The sequence below is a fragment of the Vibrio sp. D3 genome (genome assembly GCF_043995865.1).
Lineage (GTDB): Bacteria > Pseudomonadota > Gammaproteobacteria > Enterobacterales > Vibrionaceae > Vibrio > Vibrio diabolicus.
In genome coordinates this window covers 2,204,274-2,221,171 of the sequence record NZ_CP171887.1, presented here as the reverse complement: position 1 = coordinate 2,221,171, position 16,898 = coordinate 2,204,274, and the positions used below count along the sequence as shown (strand labels likewise).

The 16,898-nt window shown below is 45.0% G+C and carries 13 protein-coding genes; 5 read left to right on the top strand and 8 right to left on the bottom strand.

Annotated features, from left to right (window positions below; all coding sequences use genetic code 11):
- Positions 1-56 precede the first annotated feature (56 nt).
- From rlmA to gap, 4 genes are all read right to left on the bottom strand, one after another.
- Positions 57-884, bottom strand: coding sequence for a 23S rRNA (guanine(745)-N(1))-methyltransferase (rlmA, locus tag ACHFJ9_RS18210; RefSeq protein WP_074191650.1), 828 nt, complete (start codon positions 882-884; stop codon positions 57-59).
- Between the two features lie 96 nt (positions 885-980).
- The gene (locus ACHFJ9_RS18205; RefSeq protein WP_124008378.1) at positions 981-3,017 is read right to left on the bottom strand and encodes a methyl-accepting chemotaxis protein; all 2,037 of its coding nucleotides are present in this window, start codon (positions 3,015-3,017) and stop codon (positions 981-983) included.
- 199 nt (positions 3,018-3,216) lie between these two features.
- Positions 3,217-4,101 (bottom strand): D-hexose-6-phosphate mutarotase, encoded by an 885-nt coding sequence (locus ACHFJ9_RS18200; protein WP_395355816.1) that lies wholly within the window; start codon positions 4,099-4,101, stop codon positions 3,217-3,219.
- A gap of 158 nt (positions 4,102-4,259) precedes the next feature.
- Positions 4,260-5,255 (bottom strand): type I glyceraldehyde-3-phosphate dehydrogenase, encoded by a 996-nt coding sequence (gap, locus tag ACHFJ9_RS18195; protein ID WP_012841556.1) that lies wholly within the window; start codon positions 5,253-5,255, stop codon positions 4,260-4,262.
- A 337-nt stretch (positions 5,256-5,592) separates the two neighbouring features.
- On the opposite strand from gap, the gene msrB reads away from it, so the two are divergent.
- Complete coding sequence (gene msrB, locus ACHFJ9_RS18190) at positions 5,593-6,003, top strand: peptide-methionine (R)-S-oxide reductase MsrB (protein ID WP_047010128.1); 411 nt, start codon at positions 5,593-5,595, stop codon at positions 6,001-6,003.
- Positions 6,004-6,118: 115 nt separating this feature from the next.
- On the opposite strand, the gene ACHFJ9_RS18185 is transcribed toward msrB, so the two are convergent.
- On the bottom strand, positions 6,119-6,940 hold the full coding sequence (locus ACHFJ9_RS18185; protein WP_395216032.1) for a DUF2989 domain-containing protein: 822 nt from the start codon (positions 6,938-6,940) through the stop codon (positions 6,119-6,121).
- A 101-nt stretch (positions 6,941-7,041) separates the two neighbouring features.
- Between ACHFJ9_RS18185 and ACHFJ9_RS18180 the strand changes: the two genes are divergently transcribed.
- Positions 7,042-7,326, top strand: a complete 285-nt coding sequence (locus tag ACHFJ9_RS18180) for a YeaC family protein (RefSeq protein ID WP_005380700.1) — start codon at positions 7,042-7,044, stop codon at positions 7,324-7,326.
- A gap of 105 nt (positions 7,327-7,431) precedes the next feature.
- On the opposite strand, the gene ansA is transcribed toward ACHFJ9_RS18180, so the two are convergent.
- Together ansA and sppA are read right to left on the bottom strand one after the other, a co-directional pair.
- Positions 7,432-8,445: an asparaginase gene (gene ansA, locus ACHFJ9_RS18175; RefSeq protein ID WP_395355812.1), complete on the bottom strand. Its 1,014-nt coding sequence runs from the start codon at positions 8,443-8,445 to the stop codon at positions 7,432-7,434.
- A 165-nt stretch (positions 8,446-8,610) separates the two neighbouring features.
- The gene (gene sppA / locus ACHFJ9_RS18170) at positions 8,611-10,461 is read right to left on the bottom strand and encodes a signal peptide peptidase SppA (protein ID WP_395355810.1); all 1,851 of its coding nucleotides are present in this window, start codon (positions 10,459-10,461) and stop codon (positions 8,611-8,613) included.
- A 224-nt stretch (positions 10,462-10,685) separates the two neighbouring features.
- Here sppA and ACHFJ9_RS18165 point away from each other — a divergent pair, with 224 nt between their 5' ends.
- Positions 10,686-12,698, top strand: a complete 2,013-nt coding sequence (locus ACHFJ9_RS18165; RefSeq protein WP_395355808.1) for an FAD-dependent oxidoreductase — start codon at positions 10,686-10,688, stop codon at positions 12,696-12,698.
- A gap of 60 nt (positions 12,699-12,758) precedes the next feature.
- Here the strand turns inward: ACHFJ9_RS18165 and ACHFJ9_RS18160 are convergent, their stop codons facing one another.
- Positions 12,759-14,075 carry an MFS transporter gene (locus tag ACHFJ9_RS18160; protein WP_301568271.1) on the bottom strand — a complete coding sequence of 439 codons (1,317 nt, stop codon included), beginning with the start codon at positions 14,073-14,075 and terminating at the stop codon, positions 12,759-12,761.
- Positions 14,076-14,248: 173 nt separating this feature from the next.
- On the opposite strand from ACHFJ9_RS18160, the gene ACHFJ9_RS18155 reads away from it, so the two are divergent.
- Complete coding sequence (locus ACHFJ9_RS18155; protein ID WP_395355806.1) at positions 14,249-14,797, top strand: NAD(P)H nitroreductase; 549 nt, start codon at positions 14,249-14,251, stop codon at positions 14,795-14,797.
- Positions 14,798-14,901: 104 nt separating this feature from the next.
- Positions 14,902-16,869: a DNA topoisomerase III gene (locus ACHFJ9_RS18150; RefSeq protein WP_395355804.1), complete on the top strand. Its 1,968-nt coding sequence runs from the start codon at positions 14,902-14,904 to the stop codon at positions 16,867-16,869.
- The last annotated feature ends 29 nt before the right edge of the window (positions 16,870-16,898 follow it).

Here is a 16,898-nt window from a genome sequence, read left to right as displayed (position 1 = left end):
TGAGCAATGAATCAATATAAATGATAACTATTTACGTTTATTGGCTGCCACTATTATTACTGAGTGGACTTTTTGCGATATACGCGCAGCATAAAATCAGCCTCACACTGATAGAGTGTAGCGGACTTCAACTCTTCACGAAGTGCATCGGTTGCTTTCCATGCGAATGGCGTCATTTGCAATAAATCGAATGCGGCCCCGTTCTTCAAATTCATAACATAGTTAAGATGTTGTTGATGCTCTAATTCATATCCTTCAATGTGTTCTGGCTCTTCACTGTGAAGACGAACATCTTGATAAATGCGTTCACGTAGTTGGTATAAGTGACGGCTTGCAGGTGTCACCGTGATGACCACACCGTTCTCTTTTACAACGCGCTGAAGCTCTTCTGCCTTGCAAGGGGCATAAATGCGCAAAATAGCATCTAAGGATTCATTCGCGAAAGGAAGCCGATGGCTAGAAGCGACGCTAAAGTGACACTGTGTGTAGCGCTTCGCCGCATAACGAATCGCAACTTTTGAAATGTCCAATCCATATATCGTCGCATCGTCCGTTTGCGTTTGTATCGTTTTCTGCACTTGATCCGTGTAGTAACCCTCGCCGCAACCAATATCTAATAATTGATGATCGGTTCCCTCTGTGTATTTCGCACACAGCTGCGCAACCTCTTGGCGCATTGGGTTGTAGTAATTCCCCTCAAGGAATCGACGACGAGCTTGCATCATCTCTTTATTGTCACCAGGATCTTTAGAACGTTTGTGGTGCGCTGGCATCAAGTTAACGTAGCCTTCTTTTGCTAAGTCAAACTGATGATTGTTTTCGCACTTAAACGTTTTTTCATTTAACGCTAGAGCTTGGTGGCATAAAGGGCATTGATAGTTCATGACGATCTCGAACAGAAAGTAGGGCGGCAAATTCTATCAAAAAGCGTGGTCTCAAGTGAAACAAAAAGAGCCGATGGAATCGGCTCATATTCAGTATTAGTGGAAGAAGTCGACTTGCTCTTTCAAGTTCCGAGCTTGTTGTTGCAGTTCAATGGCACTTTGCGAGGTTTTCGCGCTGGTGTCGCGGCTTTCTCGGTTTAGCTCACTGATAGAATGGGCATTTGCAGCAATTTCTTGGGATACTTGCGCTTGCTCTTCTGAGGTCGCAGCAATGGCGTCGGCTTGAGACGCTATCGACTGGACTTGTACTGCAATAGCTTCTAATGCTGTACCCGCGTCTTGTGCTTTGTCTAAGACCTGATTGGCACTGCGTTGGCTGTCAGTCATCATATTAACTGCATTATGAGTAGAGCCTTTTAGCTTCTCAATAATTTCAACTACATCCTGAACTGAGCTTTGTGTACGGTGCGCAAGTGTACGCACTTCATCTGCTACAACTGCGAAGCCACGACCTTGCTCACCTGCTCGTGCGGCTTCAATGGCTGCATTCAACGCAAGTAGGTTGGTTTGCTCTGCAATCTCATCAATCATCTTAGTGACGGTTTGAATACTCTCACTATCGCGATTGACTTGCTCGATAGCCGCTGCTGATTGATCCAACTGATCGTTAAGTTGAGCAACATCGATACATACGCCTTCCACAATCGCGAGACCAGATTGACTATCGGTATTCGCTGAGCGTACGTTTTCCGCAATACTTTCGACTTGTTGGGCAACCGATTGAGCAGAAGAGGCCATCTCTTCGATTGCTGTTACCACTTGTTCTACTTCTTCTTGTTGGCGGTCAGCTTGGGTTAAATTGCTATGGGCATCATTGGCAACGCTGTTGGAGTTGCTCTCTACTAAGTCGCTTGTGGAACGGATCTTACCAACAAGTTCATTGAGTTGACTTGCCATACTGGCGACACCCGTATTCAGGTTCGTAATTTCATTTTTTGATGCCTTACGAGACGATGGGACGTTCAAGCTGACCTCGCCGCCCGCCAAGCGAGTCATATATGAGTTTAGAACGGTCAGAGGTTTTAAGCTGCGATTCAAGAAAAGTGTCAGTACAACAAAAGTAATGATTGCTGCTACCGAAGAAATGATGGCGATAAGTTTAAGTAGTGTATCACTGCCTTTGGTCACTTCTTTGATAAACGTACCACCCAGTAGTTTCCAGTTCCAGCCTGGTACTTCGGTAAACACTAAGTACTTTTCGCCGACTGTTGAGCCGAATTGGTAAGGGTATAGAATTAATCCGCTCTTTTGTTCAAAAATTTTATGGAAAGGCTTATTACCCTCGTAGTCACGAACTTCTGTGATTGAAGGGTCGGTTGCACTTTTGGTCGGATGGAGTAGGTACTTACCAAGATTGTTGTCGTCGTTGTCGACAATGATGGTATAGCCAGTATCGCCCCATTTAATCTCTTCTAGCGCATCGAATAGCGTTTGTGTTGCTTGATCTACGGGTAAACCAATAAACGATAACCCTGCAACTTTTCCTGTTGCATCTTTAATTGGAGAGTAATAGGTAATGTAGCGTTCGCCGTACAACTTTATTTGAGCGTAATATGGCTGACCAGCTTTTAGTTGCTGATAACCTGGGTGGTCGAGACCTAGTGTGGTTCCCACTGCTCGTTGACCTTGAGGATCTTTTAGTGAGGTAGATACACGGATAAAGTCATCTCCCAAAGGCGCGAATAAAGTCGCGATAGCACCGGTATCACGTGTGAAGCTATCGACCAGCTTTGTGTCGTTAATTAAGCTTTCACTGTATTGAGTGATGTTTGGTATTTCATGCCCCATGAAATCAACCGTATAGTTTTCGACATAAACACCGGCAAGGTAGCCATTACGAAAAGTGGACTCGAGCACTTTAGCGGTATGCAGATAAGCATCGAATTGGCCAGCAATGGTTTTAGCCATCGACTCTACTTTAGATTGGTGCTCTTTAAGGGTGCTTTCCAATAGAACATCGGAAGCGTTACGGTAAACAAGCGCAGCAATACTGCTGAAAGCAATGAATAGACACAAAGTGATAACCAGCTTTAACTGGAATCCGACACTTTGATTTCGGTATCTCTCTAACATAGATCAGTTCCTGATATTTTTATTATTTATGAGTTTTGTATCGGCATGCTATCGGTTTATATGATCGAATTTTTTGATATTTATTAATGAAATAGTCAAAAGTGACTGATAACCAATAAGTTAGTTGAGAGAGGACCATCTAAGTGGGGCTTTTATTACAAAAAAGGTCGGGTATTCCCGACCTTTGAGCTGGTTATAACTACTGCACTGAAATTACAGTGACAAGTTCATGAGTCTCACCTGGCTGGAGCGTTTTACCTCGCTCGATACTTGGAGCGTGAACAGTAGATTCAACACACAGCATGGTTTGGTAACCATCGTCAGCCATATCTGCCATACCTTGTGCACCTTCTGCCCAAGGGTTCCAAAGTACCGCGGAGTTATGACCATGGTTTTCCACGCTTAATGTACGATTCAGTTCCGGATCTTTTACCAAAATTTTCGCTTCTGGTTGCGTGTAAACGCGATCAATGGTGTCAGTGAGTTGCAGAACATCACCACCTTGGCATACCGAATCAGCTTTCAAGCTATCAATGTACTCGGCACCCATGCCTGTCGTTTGTGCTTGCTTAATGTCTCCAACGTTTAGGTAAGTATGTAACGCGCCAGAGAAGGTCCAAGCTTCGTCATCGATGTTCATGACTTTGAGTGTCACTTTTAGCTCATCGCCAACTTCAACCACCAAACGAGCGTCAAACATATGTGGCCAAATATCGTGGATTTCTTCTGTCGGGAACAGAGCAAGTTCAACAATCACGCCGTTATCGTTCTCGCGATGTTCAACCAGCTCCCATTCAGCAGTACGTGCGAAACCATGAGCCGGTGCTGCAATACGCCCAAACCATGGCCAGCAAACGGGAATGCCGCCTCGCAGAGCTTTTTTCCCGTCGAAAATTGCCTTCTCGCTCATCCAAATCAAATCTTCATGACCAGCAGGAGTGAACGAAACAACGTGACCACCATGTAAGGAGATGCCTGCTGTCGCTTTCTCATGAATAACACGTACTACTTTGACCTGATCAATTTCAACGACAGTAACGTTATCAGATAACACGGTTAGAGCTGGGAGAGTTTTTAAATCCATGTGCTGTTTCCTATCATTGGGGAAAGTAGGGTTTCGACATCCGTCGCAAATACAATGCAACAGCGCCGAGGTATTCTCTCAAATTCCAGATACAAAAAAGGCGACTCTAGAGCCGCCTTTTCTTTAACGAAGTTATTCGCTAATTGCTAACTATCTAATTACTTAGAGATGTGAGCGATTAGGTCTAGAACTTTGTTTGAGTAACCGATTTCGTTGTCGTACCAAGATACAACTTTAACGAAGTTATCAGTTAGAGCGATACCAGCTTTAGCATCGAATACAGAAGTTTGAACTTCACCGATGAAGTCTTGAGATACTACTGCATCTTCAGTGTAACCTAGAACACCTTTTAGCTCGCCTTCAGAAGCTTCTTTCATTGCTGCACAGATAGCTTCGTAAGATGCGCCTTCTTTTAGGTTAACTGTTAGGTCAACTACAGAAACGTTAGCTGTTGGTACGCGGAAAGCCATACCAGTTAGTTTGCCGTTTAGTTCTGGAAGAACAACGCCTACAGCTTTAGCAGCACCAGTTGAAGATGGGATGATGTTTTGAGAAGCACCACGACCACCGCGCCAGTCTTTAGCAGAAGGACCGTCTACAGTTTTTTGAGTTGCTGTAGTAGCGTGAACTGTAGTCATAAGACCAGATTCGATACCGAACTTGTCGTTAAGAACTTTAGCGATAGGCGCTAGACAGTTAGTAGTACAAGAAGCGTTAGAAACGATGTCTTGACCAGCGTAAGTAGCGTGGTTAACGCCCATTACGAACATTGGAGTAGCGTCTTTTGAAGGACCAGTTAGAACAACTTTCTTCGCGCCAGCTTCGATGTGCTTACGTGCAGTCTCGTCAGTTAGGAAAAGACCAGTTGCTTCTGCAACAACGTCAACACCGATTTCGTCCCACTTAAGGTCCGCTGGGTTGCGCTCTGCAGTAACACGTACAGTTTTACCGTTAACGATTAGGTTACCGCCTTCAACTTCAACAGTACCGTTGAAACGGCCGTGAGTTGAGTCGTACTTAAGCATGTATGCCATGTAATCTACGTCGATAAGGTCGTTGATACCTACAACTTCGATGTCAGCACGCTCTTGCGCTGCACGGAATACGAAACGACCGATACGGCCAAAACCGTTAATACCTACTTTGATAGTCATTATAGTTGCTCCACAACTTAATTTCTGATTAAAGATAACTGGTAGTAAAATTACAGAATCCAGTAAACATCTGCAAGTGATAATCGGACTTAACTTGTTTAAAGTCAAAAAAAAGCGACGCTTTTTTTAACAATTCTTCGCAAATGTTCGTTTTTTAAACTTTTAACTGATTCTTCTGTAGTCCAGTTGGCGTAATATAACTGGTGAGATAAGTGCTCTTATCAAATTAATTACGCATGGTGTCCTGGTGAGAAAGTATGTGCTACAACTGTTAAGAGAAGCAAGTTTTTTGCTAAAAAAGTCAATACCAAAAACAGTAAAGAAGGAGCAGAAAGTCGTGGAACAAAACGGGAAAAAAGTGGCGAAGTCAGATGAGCAGTGGCGTGAGCAACTTTCTGAAGAAGAGTTTCGTGTCTGCCGAGAGCAAGGTACAGAACCGCCTTTCAGCGGTAAACTACTGCATAATAAAGAGACGGGTGTTTATGCTTGTACCTGTTGCAATGCCCCTCTCTTTGTCTCTGATAACAAGTATGACTCTGGCTGTGGTTGGCCAAGTTTTGATGCGCCCATCAATGATCAAGCGGTGCGCTATTTAGAAGATCTGAGTCACGGAATGGTACGTACAGAGATTCGTTGTGCCGCATGTGATAGCCATCTAGGGCACGTTTTTGAAGATGGCCCACAGACCACGGGTGAGCGTTTTTGTGTTAATTCAGTGTCGTTAATTTTCAACAAATCAGAACAATAACGACAAAATTGTGCTCGATAGTGTTTTATCCTTTCAATACGATTTGTTGTAAGTAGAAAACAGAGTGTAGTTTGACCCAACGAAAAACTCCCGCCAATTGCGGGAGTTTTTTCGTTTATATCTCTTTGGGTATCATTGCTGGAGAGTAGTTCCCTCTCTCTATGGCTTTTGCCACCGATTCAGCTAATTCATCTAGCTGCTGATATTGCTCTGCATGACTAAAATTAAACATACGCTTGAGCTGCTTTTCATCGGCAAGCGGGACGTCGAATCTTTTTGCAACCATTGCCCACAGATACGCGCGCTCTTTTTCTCCAAGCCCTTGATGAATGCTTGCCATTGATTTGAGAATGATCGGATTAAGGTTGTCTTCATCCGATAAAGACAACGCTTTATTCAGCAGTACTAACGTTTTCTTGGCATCTCGATTAGTATAGAAAGTAGCTAATGCATATTGCATCTCAGCAGTATTTAACTTGGGTGAGCCTTCCATTTGTAAAAATGCGCGACGAGCTTGGATGTCACCCGTTTGAGACCACAAAAAATACAAAGTAGCCGGGTCTTCTGAGCCTTTTAACTCGTTTACGATGCGTTCTAGCTCATCAATACTGTGTACCAAAGCGTTAAAACGCTGTCTCTTGAGAGCACTTTGATCAATAGGTGTGATCTGAGAGGCGAGTTCTAAGCATTTTCTATATTCAGCGACCAGACCGTATTCGATGATTTGGTTGGCTTCTGATGGTTTTTTCAATTGCTCAAACCGATGCCATACTAAGTTTGTTCTGGGAACTCGACATTGCCCGTCATCCATATTGAGCTGTTTGCAGCGCAGCTCTGGTGTTTTTTGGCACAACTCTTCGGTTGTCACGTTACCTTCGAAACAGCCCGTTAGTGCGAGACTTGTGAGGCTGAGAAGTAACCAGTGTGTTCTTTTCATGGCTTTGCTTGTGATCCGTTACACCAATTCATTTTCGTATTCTTGACTCAGTTTCTTAACCCGTTATGTTCTGTAAATAGAATGTAATAAGAAGGTACATTATGGACGCAGAACAACTATTACAAGCGATGACTCCAGAAGTTTATGATCGCTTAGTCTATGCAGTAGAAACGGGAAGATGGCCTGAGGGTACAACACTTTCTAAAGAGCAGCGAGATTCGTGTATGCAAGCTGTGATGTTGTATCAATCAAAACATAATACTGATGCGCAGCATATGACGGTTGCAGCCGGCGGTGAAATCAGCTTTAAATCGAAGCAAGAACTTAAAAAACAATTTAGCGGAGAAGAGAGCGACATTGTTCGTGTCAATCCAAACATTGATTAAGTGAACCTTTGATTTTTACAGGGTGTCGTTTACCGCTACTACTTTGACTTTAAAAGAAAAAAGCCCAATCTCTATTGGGCTTTTTAGATCGTAGTAAGCTTGAATTTACAGGCTCATCTCACCACGCAGTACTTGCTGCATTCTCTCTTTCACTTCTTCGTAAGAAAGGTTTTGGCTTAGAAGGTAATGCAGTTTTGCTAGTGCCGCTTCTGGCGTCATGTCAAAGCCGCTGATAACTCCAGAGTCTGCCAGTGCACAACCCGTGGCGTAGCCGCCCATATTCACCTTACCTGCCAAACATTGAGTTAGGTTCACGACAATAACGCCGCGCTCAGAGGCTTCTTTTAGGTGGTCCAGTAGCTCAGGGTTTTGAGGCGCGTTGCCCACACCAAAAGTCAGAAGAATCATCGCATTCACGGGCTGACGAAGCGTGTTTCGGATAACTTCGTGTGAAATGCCTGGGTACATGGTGATCACACCGATTGGTTGTGGTGTGATGTTGTGAACCTTAAATTCACCTTCTGGTTGTGCACCAACGGTTACGCTGTTGCTTACTTGAATATTGATCCCGGCTTCCAGTAGTGGAGGAAGGTTTGGTGAAGTAAAGGCATTAAAACCGTCCGCATGAGATTTTGTGCTGCGGTTACCACGCATCAACTGATTATTGAAGAACAAAGTAACTTCGTTGATCGGGTAGTTTGCGGCAATATGCAGAGCATTCAATAGGTTTGCTTGACCGTCAGAACGCAGCTCTGCGAGAGGGATCTGTGAACCCGTAACAATCACTGGCTTGCCAAGGTTTTCAAGCATGAAAGACAATGCAGATGCTGTGTATGCCATGGTGTCAGTACCATGTAGGATGACGAAACCATCGTATTTGTCATAGTTGTCACGAATATCATCCGCAATCTGCTGCCAGTCGGCAGGCGTCATATCTGATGAGTCAATCAGAGGATCGTATTCGTGGATAGTGTAATCCGGCATTTCAGGACGGTGAAACTCTGGCATGCTTGCTAGTTGCTTTTCCATAAAGCCAGCAACAGGCACATAGCCGTGATCCGATTTTTGCATTCCGATGGTGCCACCGGTGTAAGCGATGTAGATGTGTTTTCTAGTCATCGTTTTTTTCTTTCATGTAGGGGAACAGAGGCGGAGATTATATACCTAAATAACCTTGAGATGCGAGGCTATGCGTACAGCATCAGAAAGTCATCTGAGGAGATGTTGAGCGTAATAAAAAGGGCACCTCAAGTAGAGGTACCCTTTGTAATATTAATGAAAAAGCTACTGCACTTGGCAGTTCAAACAAAATGCGTATTGACCTTTAGGATCGTTAAAGCTTTGTAGCAAGCTTGCGTCTTGTTCAAACTGTTGAGCTACGGGTTGAAGACTTTTTGGTAGCAAGCTGGTTGCATCAATACCTAGAGAGACTTTCACCTGTTTCATGAACTCTTGTAAAAATAGTTCAGTGGGAGAAAGCGGTTCTTCTACCCAGTAAATGCCGTAATCGGTCACATTCGCCAGTTTCGCCGCTAGTTCTACGGCATCATCAAAGTCACCCATTTGGTCAACAAGACCAAAGGATAGGGCGTCTTGTCCTGTCCAAACTCGACCTTGAGCGACGTTGTCGACTTCCTCTAGAGACATATCGCGATTCTCGCCAACCAAAGAAATAAAGCGCTTATAACCGTGCTCGATACCTAATTGGAATACTTGAGACGCGCCGTCAGAGAGGCCAGTGGTAATGCCGTCACCAGAGAACGGCGATGTGCCAACGCCATCAGTATTAATGCCTAACTTACTAAAGCCTTTTTCAAACGTGGTGATGACACTAAAAATACCAATGGAGCCCGTCAGGGTTGTTGGCTGAGCAACGATCTTGTCTGCGCTCATTGAAATCCAATAACCACCAGAGGCAGCCAAACTCGACATGGATACAACAACTGGCTTGCCTGCTTGTTTTAGTGCTTCTACTTCGTTGCGAATCACTTCAGAGGCAAAGGCACTACCCCCAGGGCTATCTACTCGCAACACGACCGCTTTCACCTTTTCATCATTGCGTGCTTGACGCAACAAGCTTGCGACGGTGTCACCTCCGACAGTACCACGAGGTTGTTGACCATCCATAATCGCGCCACTTGCTAGAACAACGGCGATATCGTGCTGAGGTAGTGTGTAATCAGGACGAATCGTTGCAAGGTAGTCGTAGTAACCAATCGCGTTGTAGCTGTCTTTGCCGTCACTACCAAACTGTTTGGCAAATAGAGTGCGAATGTCTTGGCGTGTCGCGAGTTCATCAACCAAGCCCATTTTAACCGCGAGCTGAGCAAGATCACCGTCCACTGACTTCATTTCGTCAATCAGCTCATCCATGTTTGGGTTAAGCACTTTCGCATCAATATTTCGGTTTGTCGTTACGTCATCAACAAAAGCACTCCACAATTGAGTAACCCAACGTGTTGCAGACTCTTTCGCCGCATCGGACATGTCATCACGAATAAAAGGTTCGATAGCGGATTTATAAGTACCTACGCGAAAAACATGAGTAGAAACATCAAGCTTTTCCAATAACGTTTTGTAGTACATTGAATAGGCACTGTAACCTTTAATCAATACGCCGCCATCCGGTGCCAGGTAAACTTTATCAGCGTAACTTGCCAAGTAATATTGGCTTTGGTTGTAGAAATCACCTACAGCGTAAACTGGTTTACCTGACGCTTTAAATTCGTTCAACGCTTTCGCGATGTAACGTAATTTCGTGAGATTTGTTTCTGGCATGTCTCGCAGTGTTAGCACTAATCCAGACACTTTAGGATCGTCTTTCGCGTAGCGAATAGTATCAACGATATCGAAAAGGACGTTTTCTTTCGGTAACTCATTGCCCAAAAGGGAGCCAGCAAAAGAGTCCATTGGATTTACATAGCGTCTTTGTTCGACAATCGGACCTGAAAGGTTCATCACCAATGCCGACTCTTTTTCGACGACGGGTTGACCGTCTCCGGTATAAGTAAAGGCAAAGTAGAAAACGGCAATCATCAGCAAGAAAATTAGGTTTGCCAGTGCGAGTCTGATGAAAGTGATACTTTTCCATATCCCTTTAAATATCAAACCAATAAATTTGAAGAGTTTTTTCATCTTGTCTCCATAACGAGATAGTTACGCCGAGTCTAACAAAGTATGGGTTCTTATCTCTAAGATCTCAAAAGATAACATTTTTTTAGCTTATCACGACCACTCAACAATTGGCATATTTTCACACGAGATTGATCGGTGTTACAAAAATGTAAACGCTTGTTTGATTTTTTGGTTGAGCAGGCTTAATCTGGTCAGACCATGATAATAACAATGGATGTTAAGTGATGTCTGCCATGTACCCAAACCTATTAAAGCCACTGGATCTCGGTTTTACACAATTACGAAACCGAGTCCTGATGGGATCAATGCACACGGGCTTAGAAGAGCACAAAGAAGGATTACAGACGCTCGCGGCTTTCTATGAAGAACGCGTGAAAGGCGGTGTTGGACTGATTGTAACCGGAGGTTTTTCTCCTAACTTACGCGGTCGTTTGCACCCATTGAGTGCTGAGTTCAGCAAGCCAAAGCATGCCAAGGCCCACAAAGTTGTGACAGAAGCGGTGCACAAGCACGGTGGCAAAATTGCCCTACAAATTCTCCATGCTGGGCGTTATGCCATGCATCCATTCTCGCAAAGTGCGTCTGGCATTAAAGCGCCAATTGCAAAGTTTGCTCCGAGTGAAATGAGCGACCGCCAGATTAAGAAAACCATTGATGCCTTTGCAAACAGCGCTGAGTTAGCCCAGCTTGCTGGTTATGATGGCGTCGAGTTAATGGGCTCGGAAGGTTACCTGATAAACCAATTCTTATGTAAGCGCACGAACATGCGTTACGACGAATGGGGTGGCAGTTACAAAAAACGTATGCGTTTTCCGCTAGAAATTGTCAAAGCGGTTCGTAAGGCGGTGGGTGACAAGTTCATCATCATTTTCCGTCTCTCTATGCTGGATCTTGTCGAGCAGGGCAGCACATTTGAAGACGTTATCGCATTGGCGAAAGCGCTTGAAGAGGCTGGCGTCACGATTATTAACACTGGCATTGGTTGGCACGAGGCTCGAATTCCGACCATTGCGACTCAAGTACCACGCGGTGCGTTTACGTGGGTTACGGAAAAAGTTAAACCTCACGTTTCGGTTCCTATCATCACTTGTAACCGAATAAATACGCCAGACGAAGCAGAACGTATTCTATCTTCTGGGCATGCCGATATGGTTTCGATGGCGCGCCCATTCTTGGCTGATCCTTACTTTGTTGCTAAAGCCGAACAGGAAAAAGCGCAGCTTATCAATACGTGTATTGGTTGTAATCAGGCGTGTCTAGATAACGTGTTTAAAGGTAAGCGCGCCAGTTGCTTAGTGAATCCACTTGCGTGCTATGAAACCGAAATTGTTGTTGAACCAGCCTTTAAGAAGAAAAACATTGCCGTTGTCGGAGCAGGTCCGGCGGGCTTGGCTTGTGCGACTACACTGGCTGAACGTGGCCATAAGGTTGATTTGTTCGAAAAGAACGACCGCATCGGCGGTCAGTTCCGTCTTGCTATGCAGATCCCTGGTAAGGAAGAGTTTCGAGAGACGATACGATATTTCGCTAATCGTATTGATGAAACAGGCGTGAATCTGCACTTATCGACGGAAGCGAACTATGACCTACTAACAGAATACGATGAGATCGTGATGGCGTCGGGTGTCGAGCCACGTAAAGTCAATATTGATGGAATTGAGAACCCAGAAAAAGTCGTCGACTATCAAACACTCATTCGAGACAAAACGCCAGTCGGTGAGAAAGTGGCTATCGTTGGTGCAGGTGGTATTGGCGTAGATGTCGCGACCATGCTCACAGAGCCAGTTGGACAAACGTTGGATGACTGGTTGCATGAATGGGGAATCGACAAAGAGATGTCTCAACCGGGTGGTTTATACCCTTACCCTGATGCGGTCAGCGATAAAGAAGTCTGGGTGCTTCAGCGTCGTAAAGGTCGCGTAGGTAAAGGTCCGGGTAAAACGACAGGTTGGATCCATAAACGTACCCTTGAAAAAAGGGGCGTACATTTAGTCGGTGGCGTGTCTTACGATAAAATTGATGATCAAGGTTTGCACATTCATGTAGATGGAAAAGAACAATTATTGAACGCGGACAAAGTCGTCATTTGTGCGGGGCAAGAGTCTGTTCGTCCATTTGAAGATAAATGGTCTGAACTCGGAGAGAAGATTCATATCATTGGCGGAGCTGACCATGCGGGTGAACTTGATGCTGTGCGTGCGATTCGTCAAGGTGTTAAATTGGCGGTAAAACTCTAGCTTTTTAATGTGTGTTTACCATGAAAGCTGCGCTTTGAGCGCAGCTTTTTTTGTATAGAACTAGTCACTGATATCTGGCAGTTGTTTGGCCATTACTACGCCAGCAAGAGTAATAAAAGAGAACACTAACACCACTGCTGAAAGGCTCAAAAAGTTCGACATAACACCAAGAGAACTCATTAGAAGCAGCATTATTCCAACCACCGTGTTACTCACGGCTACATAGCTTGTCCGCTTGTCACCTTCTGCGATATCAACTAAGTAGGTTTTTCGTCCGACTCGTATTCCGTCGTGGGCAATACACACACAAAAGTAGAGCAGAGGAATCACGAATAGCAAGCTTTGGCTAGCGGTGACCCACGTATCGTAAACAAATAAAACAACGCCAAGTAGCGCGCTCATCGTTGCGCCGATGACCATAACACTGCGGCTAGAGCGATCGGACATTCTTCCCCAGAAAGGACCTGACACAAAGGAAGCCAAGCCACTCGCAAACATAAAGAGAGCTAGAACCCAGAGCTGTCCACCGAGAGATTGCTGTGCCAGCACAACGTAGTACGGTGCACTCAGCGCAGAACATAAAAATAGTGTCCGCGTGATAACGAATCGACGAAAGGTCACGTCTGTTTTAAGTAACGCGAGTTGTTTAAATGCCTCAAGGACGCCATTTCGACCACCGTCTACCTCACCGGCATACTCATTAATTCGTGCATAAACTAATGCCGCAATAAGCCATATGGCGCCCGCTAACCCTAAACTCAGACTGTAAAAGCGCTCCGTCGGCTCTACGTCCCATAACCAGGCTAGTGCCAGAAGGCTAGCGAAAAGCAGCGTAACAAGGCCAGCAGCGCTTGAAGACCAGCCGTTGACTTGACCTCGTTGGTTTTTAGGGATGGTTTTGCCCAATACATCTTTTGATGCGACGGAATTTAAACCGCGTGAGAGGCTGAAGATCACAAGACATGCAATTACACCATAACCCGCAGCAGCTCCTGTCAGAGTTAATGCGACCACTCCGATTGCAAATATGGAAAGAGCCTGCAAGATGCTGCCAATTACCCAGACCCATTTTCTTACTGGGAGGCGACGAATATAGTGCGCAATACTAAGTTGTGGGATAAGGGAACCTGACTCACGAATAGGAACGAGCCAACCAATTAAGTAAACTGGTGCCCCGAGGCTTTGTAGTATCCACGGCAACGTGACTTTGGGGTTGATTAACGCATCGCCGACCTTCGTTAAAAACTGAGCAAGAATGATTTTAAGAAAGTTGCCGGGAACTTGATGACAAGCTGATTCAGGAATCGCCTTACAGGCACGGGCATCTTCGTCATTAACGATCTTTTCGTAAATGCTGTTTTGTTTATCCTTGTTCATCAACCTGCCTATGTTCAACTTATTCATTTCGCGAATAAATTAACATTAAATCCAGCTTGATGTTAAGTGAAGCACGTTATCAAGCCCACAGAAAACCGGTTGTTATTCGTAGGAAGAGATTGTGCTAAAGTAGCGTAAACAAAATAACAACGATATTCGATAAGGACTCTTTCATGGACGCTCTCGATCTTTTGCTCAATCGCCGATCTATCGCGAAGTTATCTGCGCCTGCACCAGAAGGTAAAGCGCTTGAGAACATCATTCGTGCAGGCCTTCGTGCGCCTGACCATGCGGGATTAACCCCTTGGCGTTTCGTTATCGCACAGGGCGATGGTTTGAAAAAACTGTCAGATATCTTGATAAAAGCGGCAGAAGCTGAAAATAGTGATGAAGCGGTGGTCGAAAAGGTAAAGAATGCACCATTTCGCGCACCAATGGTGATCACGGTGATTGCTAAAGTAACGGAACATGAGAAAGTGCCAGCACTAGAGCAACACTTATCTGCGGGATGCGCTGTACAAGCGATGCAAATGGCAGCCGTAGCACAAGGCTTTCAAGGTTTTTGGCGCTCAGGTAAGTGGATGTTCCATCCAGAAGTTCATCAAGCGTTTGGTTTAGAAGGCGACGATGAGATTGTTGGTTTCTTGTACCTAGGTACGCCTGGTTGTACACCGATGAAAGTTCCTGAGCGTGACCTCTCTCAGTTTGTTGAATTTCTATAACTGAAAACTTAAACAAACTTGACTGTTTATTTATACAGTTTTTCTTGATTTATTAGGGCTACATTCGTTAATGTGGCCCTAATTATATTTATTTCCAAAACGTTATGTCTCGTCTGTTTATTGCTGAAAAACCAAGCTTAGGCCGTGCGATTGCCGCTGCACTGCCAAACCCTCAAAAGAAAGATCAAGGATTCATCCGCTGTGGGAACGGGGATATCGTTACTTGGTGTATCGGCCATTTGCTCGAACAAGTCGAACCTGACGCTTATGATGAGCGTTATAAAAAGTGGAATATGGCAGATTTACCAATTGTTCCGCAGCAATGGCAGCTCAGACCGAGGAAAAGCGCAAGTAAGCAATTAACAGTGATTCGTAAATTGCTCAAAGAAGCTAACGAAGTCATTCATGCAGGAGACCCAGACCGAGAGGGTCAGCTGTTAGTTGATGAAGTTCTCGACTATTGCAAGTTATCTAAAACCAAGAAGGAATCCACACAGCGTTTGCTGATTTCCGACTTGAACTTACCTGCGGTGAAACGCGCACTCAGTTCTATGCGCAGTAATCGCGAGTTTATCCCACTTTCAGTTTCTGCATTGGCTCGCTCTCGGGCTGATTGGTTGTATGGCATGAACATGTCTCGTGCTTATACCTTGCTTGGTCAAAAAGCAGGGTATCAAGGTGTTCTCTCGGTAGGGCGAGTGCAAACGCCAGTTCTTGGCTTAGTGGTGCGTCGTGATGAGGAAATCGAAAACTTTGTCTCGAAGGACTATTTTACCCTACATGCTCTGATCCCATATCAAGATGCCAATGGTACTTTTGATATTCGTGCTCGTTGGAAGCCAAGTGAGGCATGCAAGCCTTGGCAGGATGAAGAAGGGCGAGTGTTAAACCGTAAGTTAGTGGAAAACGTTGCAAACCGTATTGCAAATCAACCCGCGAAAGTGACGGAGTCGGAACAAAAGCAAACCAAGCAATCAGCACCATTACCTTATTCATTATCTGCTTTACAGATCGATGCAGCGAAGCGCTATGGTATGAGTGCGCAACAAGTACTAGATACTTGTCAGGCATTGTATGAAAAGCACAAGCTGATCACTTATCCACGTTCAGATTGTCGCTATTTACCGATGGAACACTACTCACAAGCAGAGATGGTGACAACAGCTATTGCGAATAACGCAAAAGAGCTGCAAGGTGCCGTTCAGGGAGCAGACTTAACATTAAAGTCCAAAGCCTGGAACGATAAAAAAGTGGATGCGCACCATGCGATTATCCCTACACCAAAACAAGCTAATGTGAATGAGCTTTCGGGCAATGAGATGAAAGTGTATCAATTGATTGCGCGCCAGTATCTCATGCAGTTTTATCCGGCGGCGGTTTACGCAGAAGCGAAATTAGTTTTCGATATCGCTGGTGGTACGTTTATCGCGAAAGGTCGTCAGTTAGTTTCGCCGGGTTGGAAAGCGCTAATGGGCAAAACTGACAAGGAAGATGAAGGTATTGATGCCGTGCCACCGTTACCAGAAGGCACCGTGTTAACTTGTCGTGAAGGGGAAATAAAAGACCGAAAAACCGAGCCACCAAAGCACTTTACCGAAGCATCGCTGTTGCAAGCGATGACCGGGATCGCCCGTTACGTTGCGGATAAAGAACTGAAAAAAATCCTTCGTGATACTGATGGGCTAGGTACGGAAGCGACTCGCGCTGGTATTTTGGACACGCTGTTCAAACGCCAACTGCTCAAGCGTCAAGGTAAATCAATTCTCAGCTCTCCTGCGGGAAGAGGTCTCATTCATGCCTTGCCACAGGATTCAACGTACCCAGATATGACGGCTCATTGGGAGCACCAGTTACAAGGTATGGCAGAGAGAAATCAGGCATATCAGCCGTTTATGCAAGCACTAGAGCAACGCATTGATGGCTTGATGGCACAAGTAAAAGCAGGGCCGATCCCTGATTCATTGCGTCATCTACCCAAAGTGGAACGTCCTGCGTTTAAACGTAAAAAGCGCAGTTATTCAAAGAGTGGTGGCGCAACTAAATCTGGTGCAGCCAAAGGTAAGCGGGCATAGGACAAGCGCGGCGTAATTAAACACCGCGC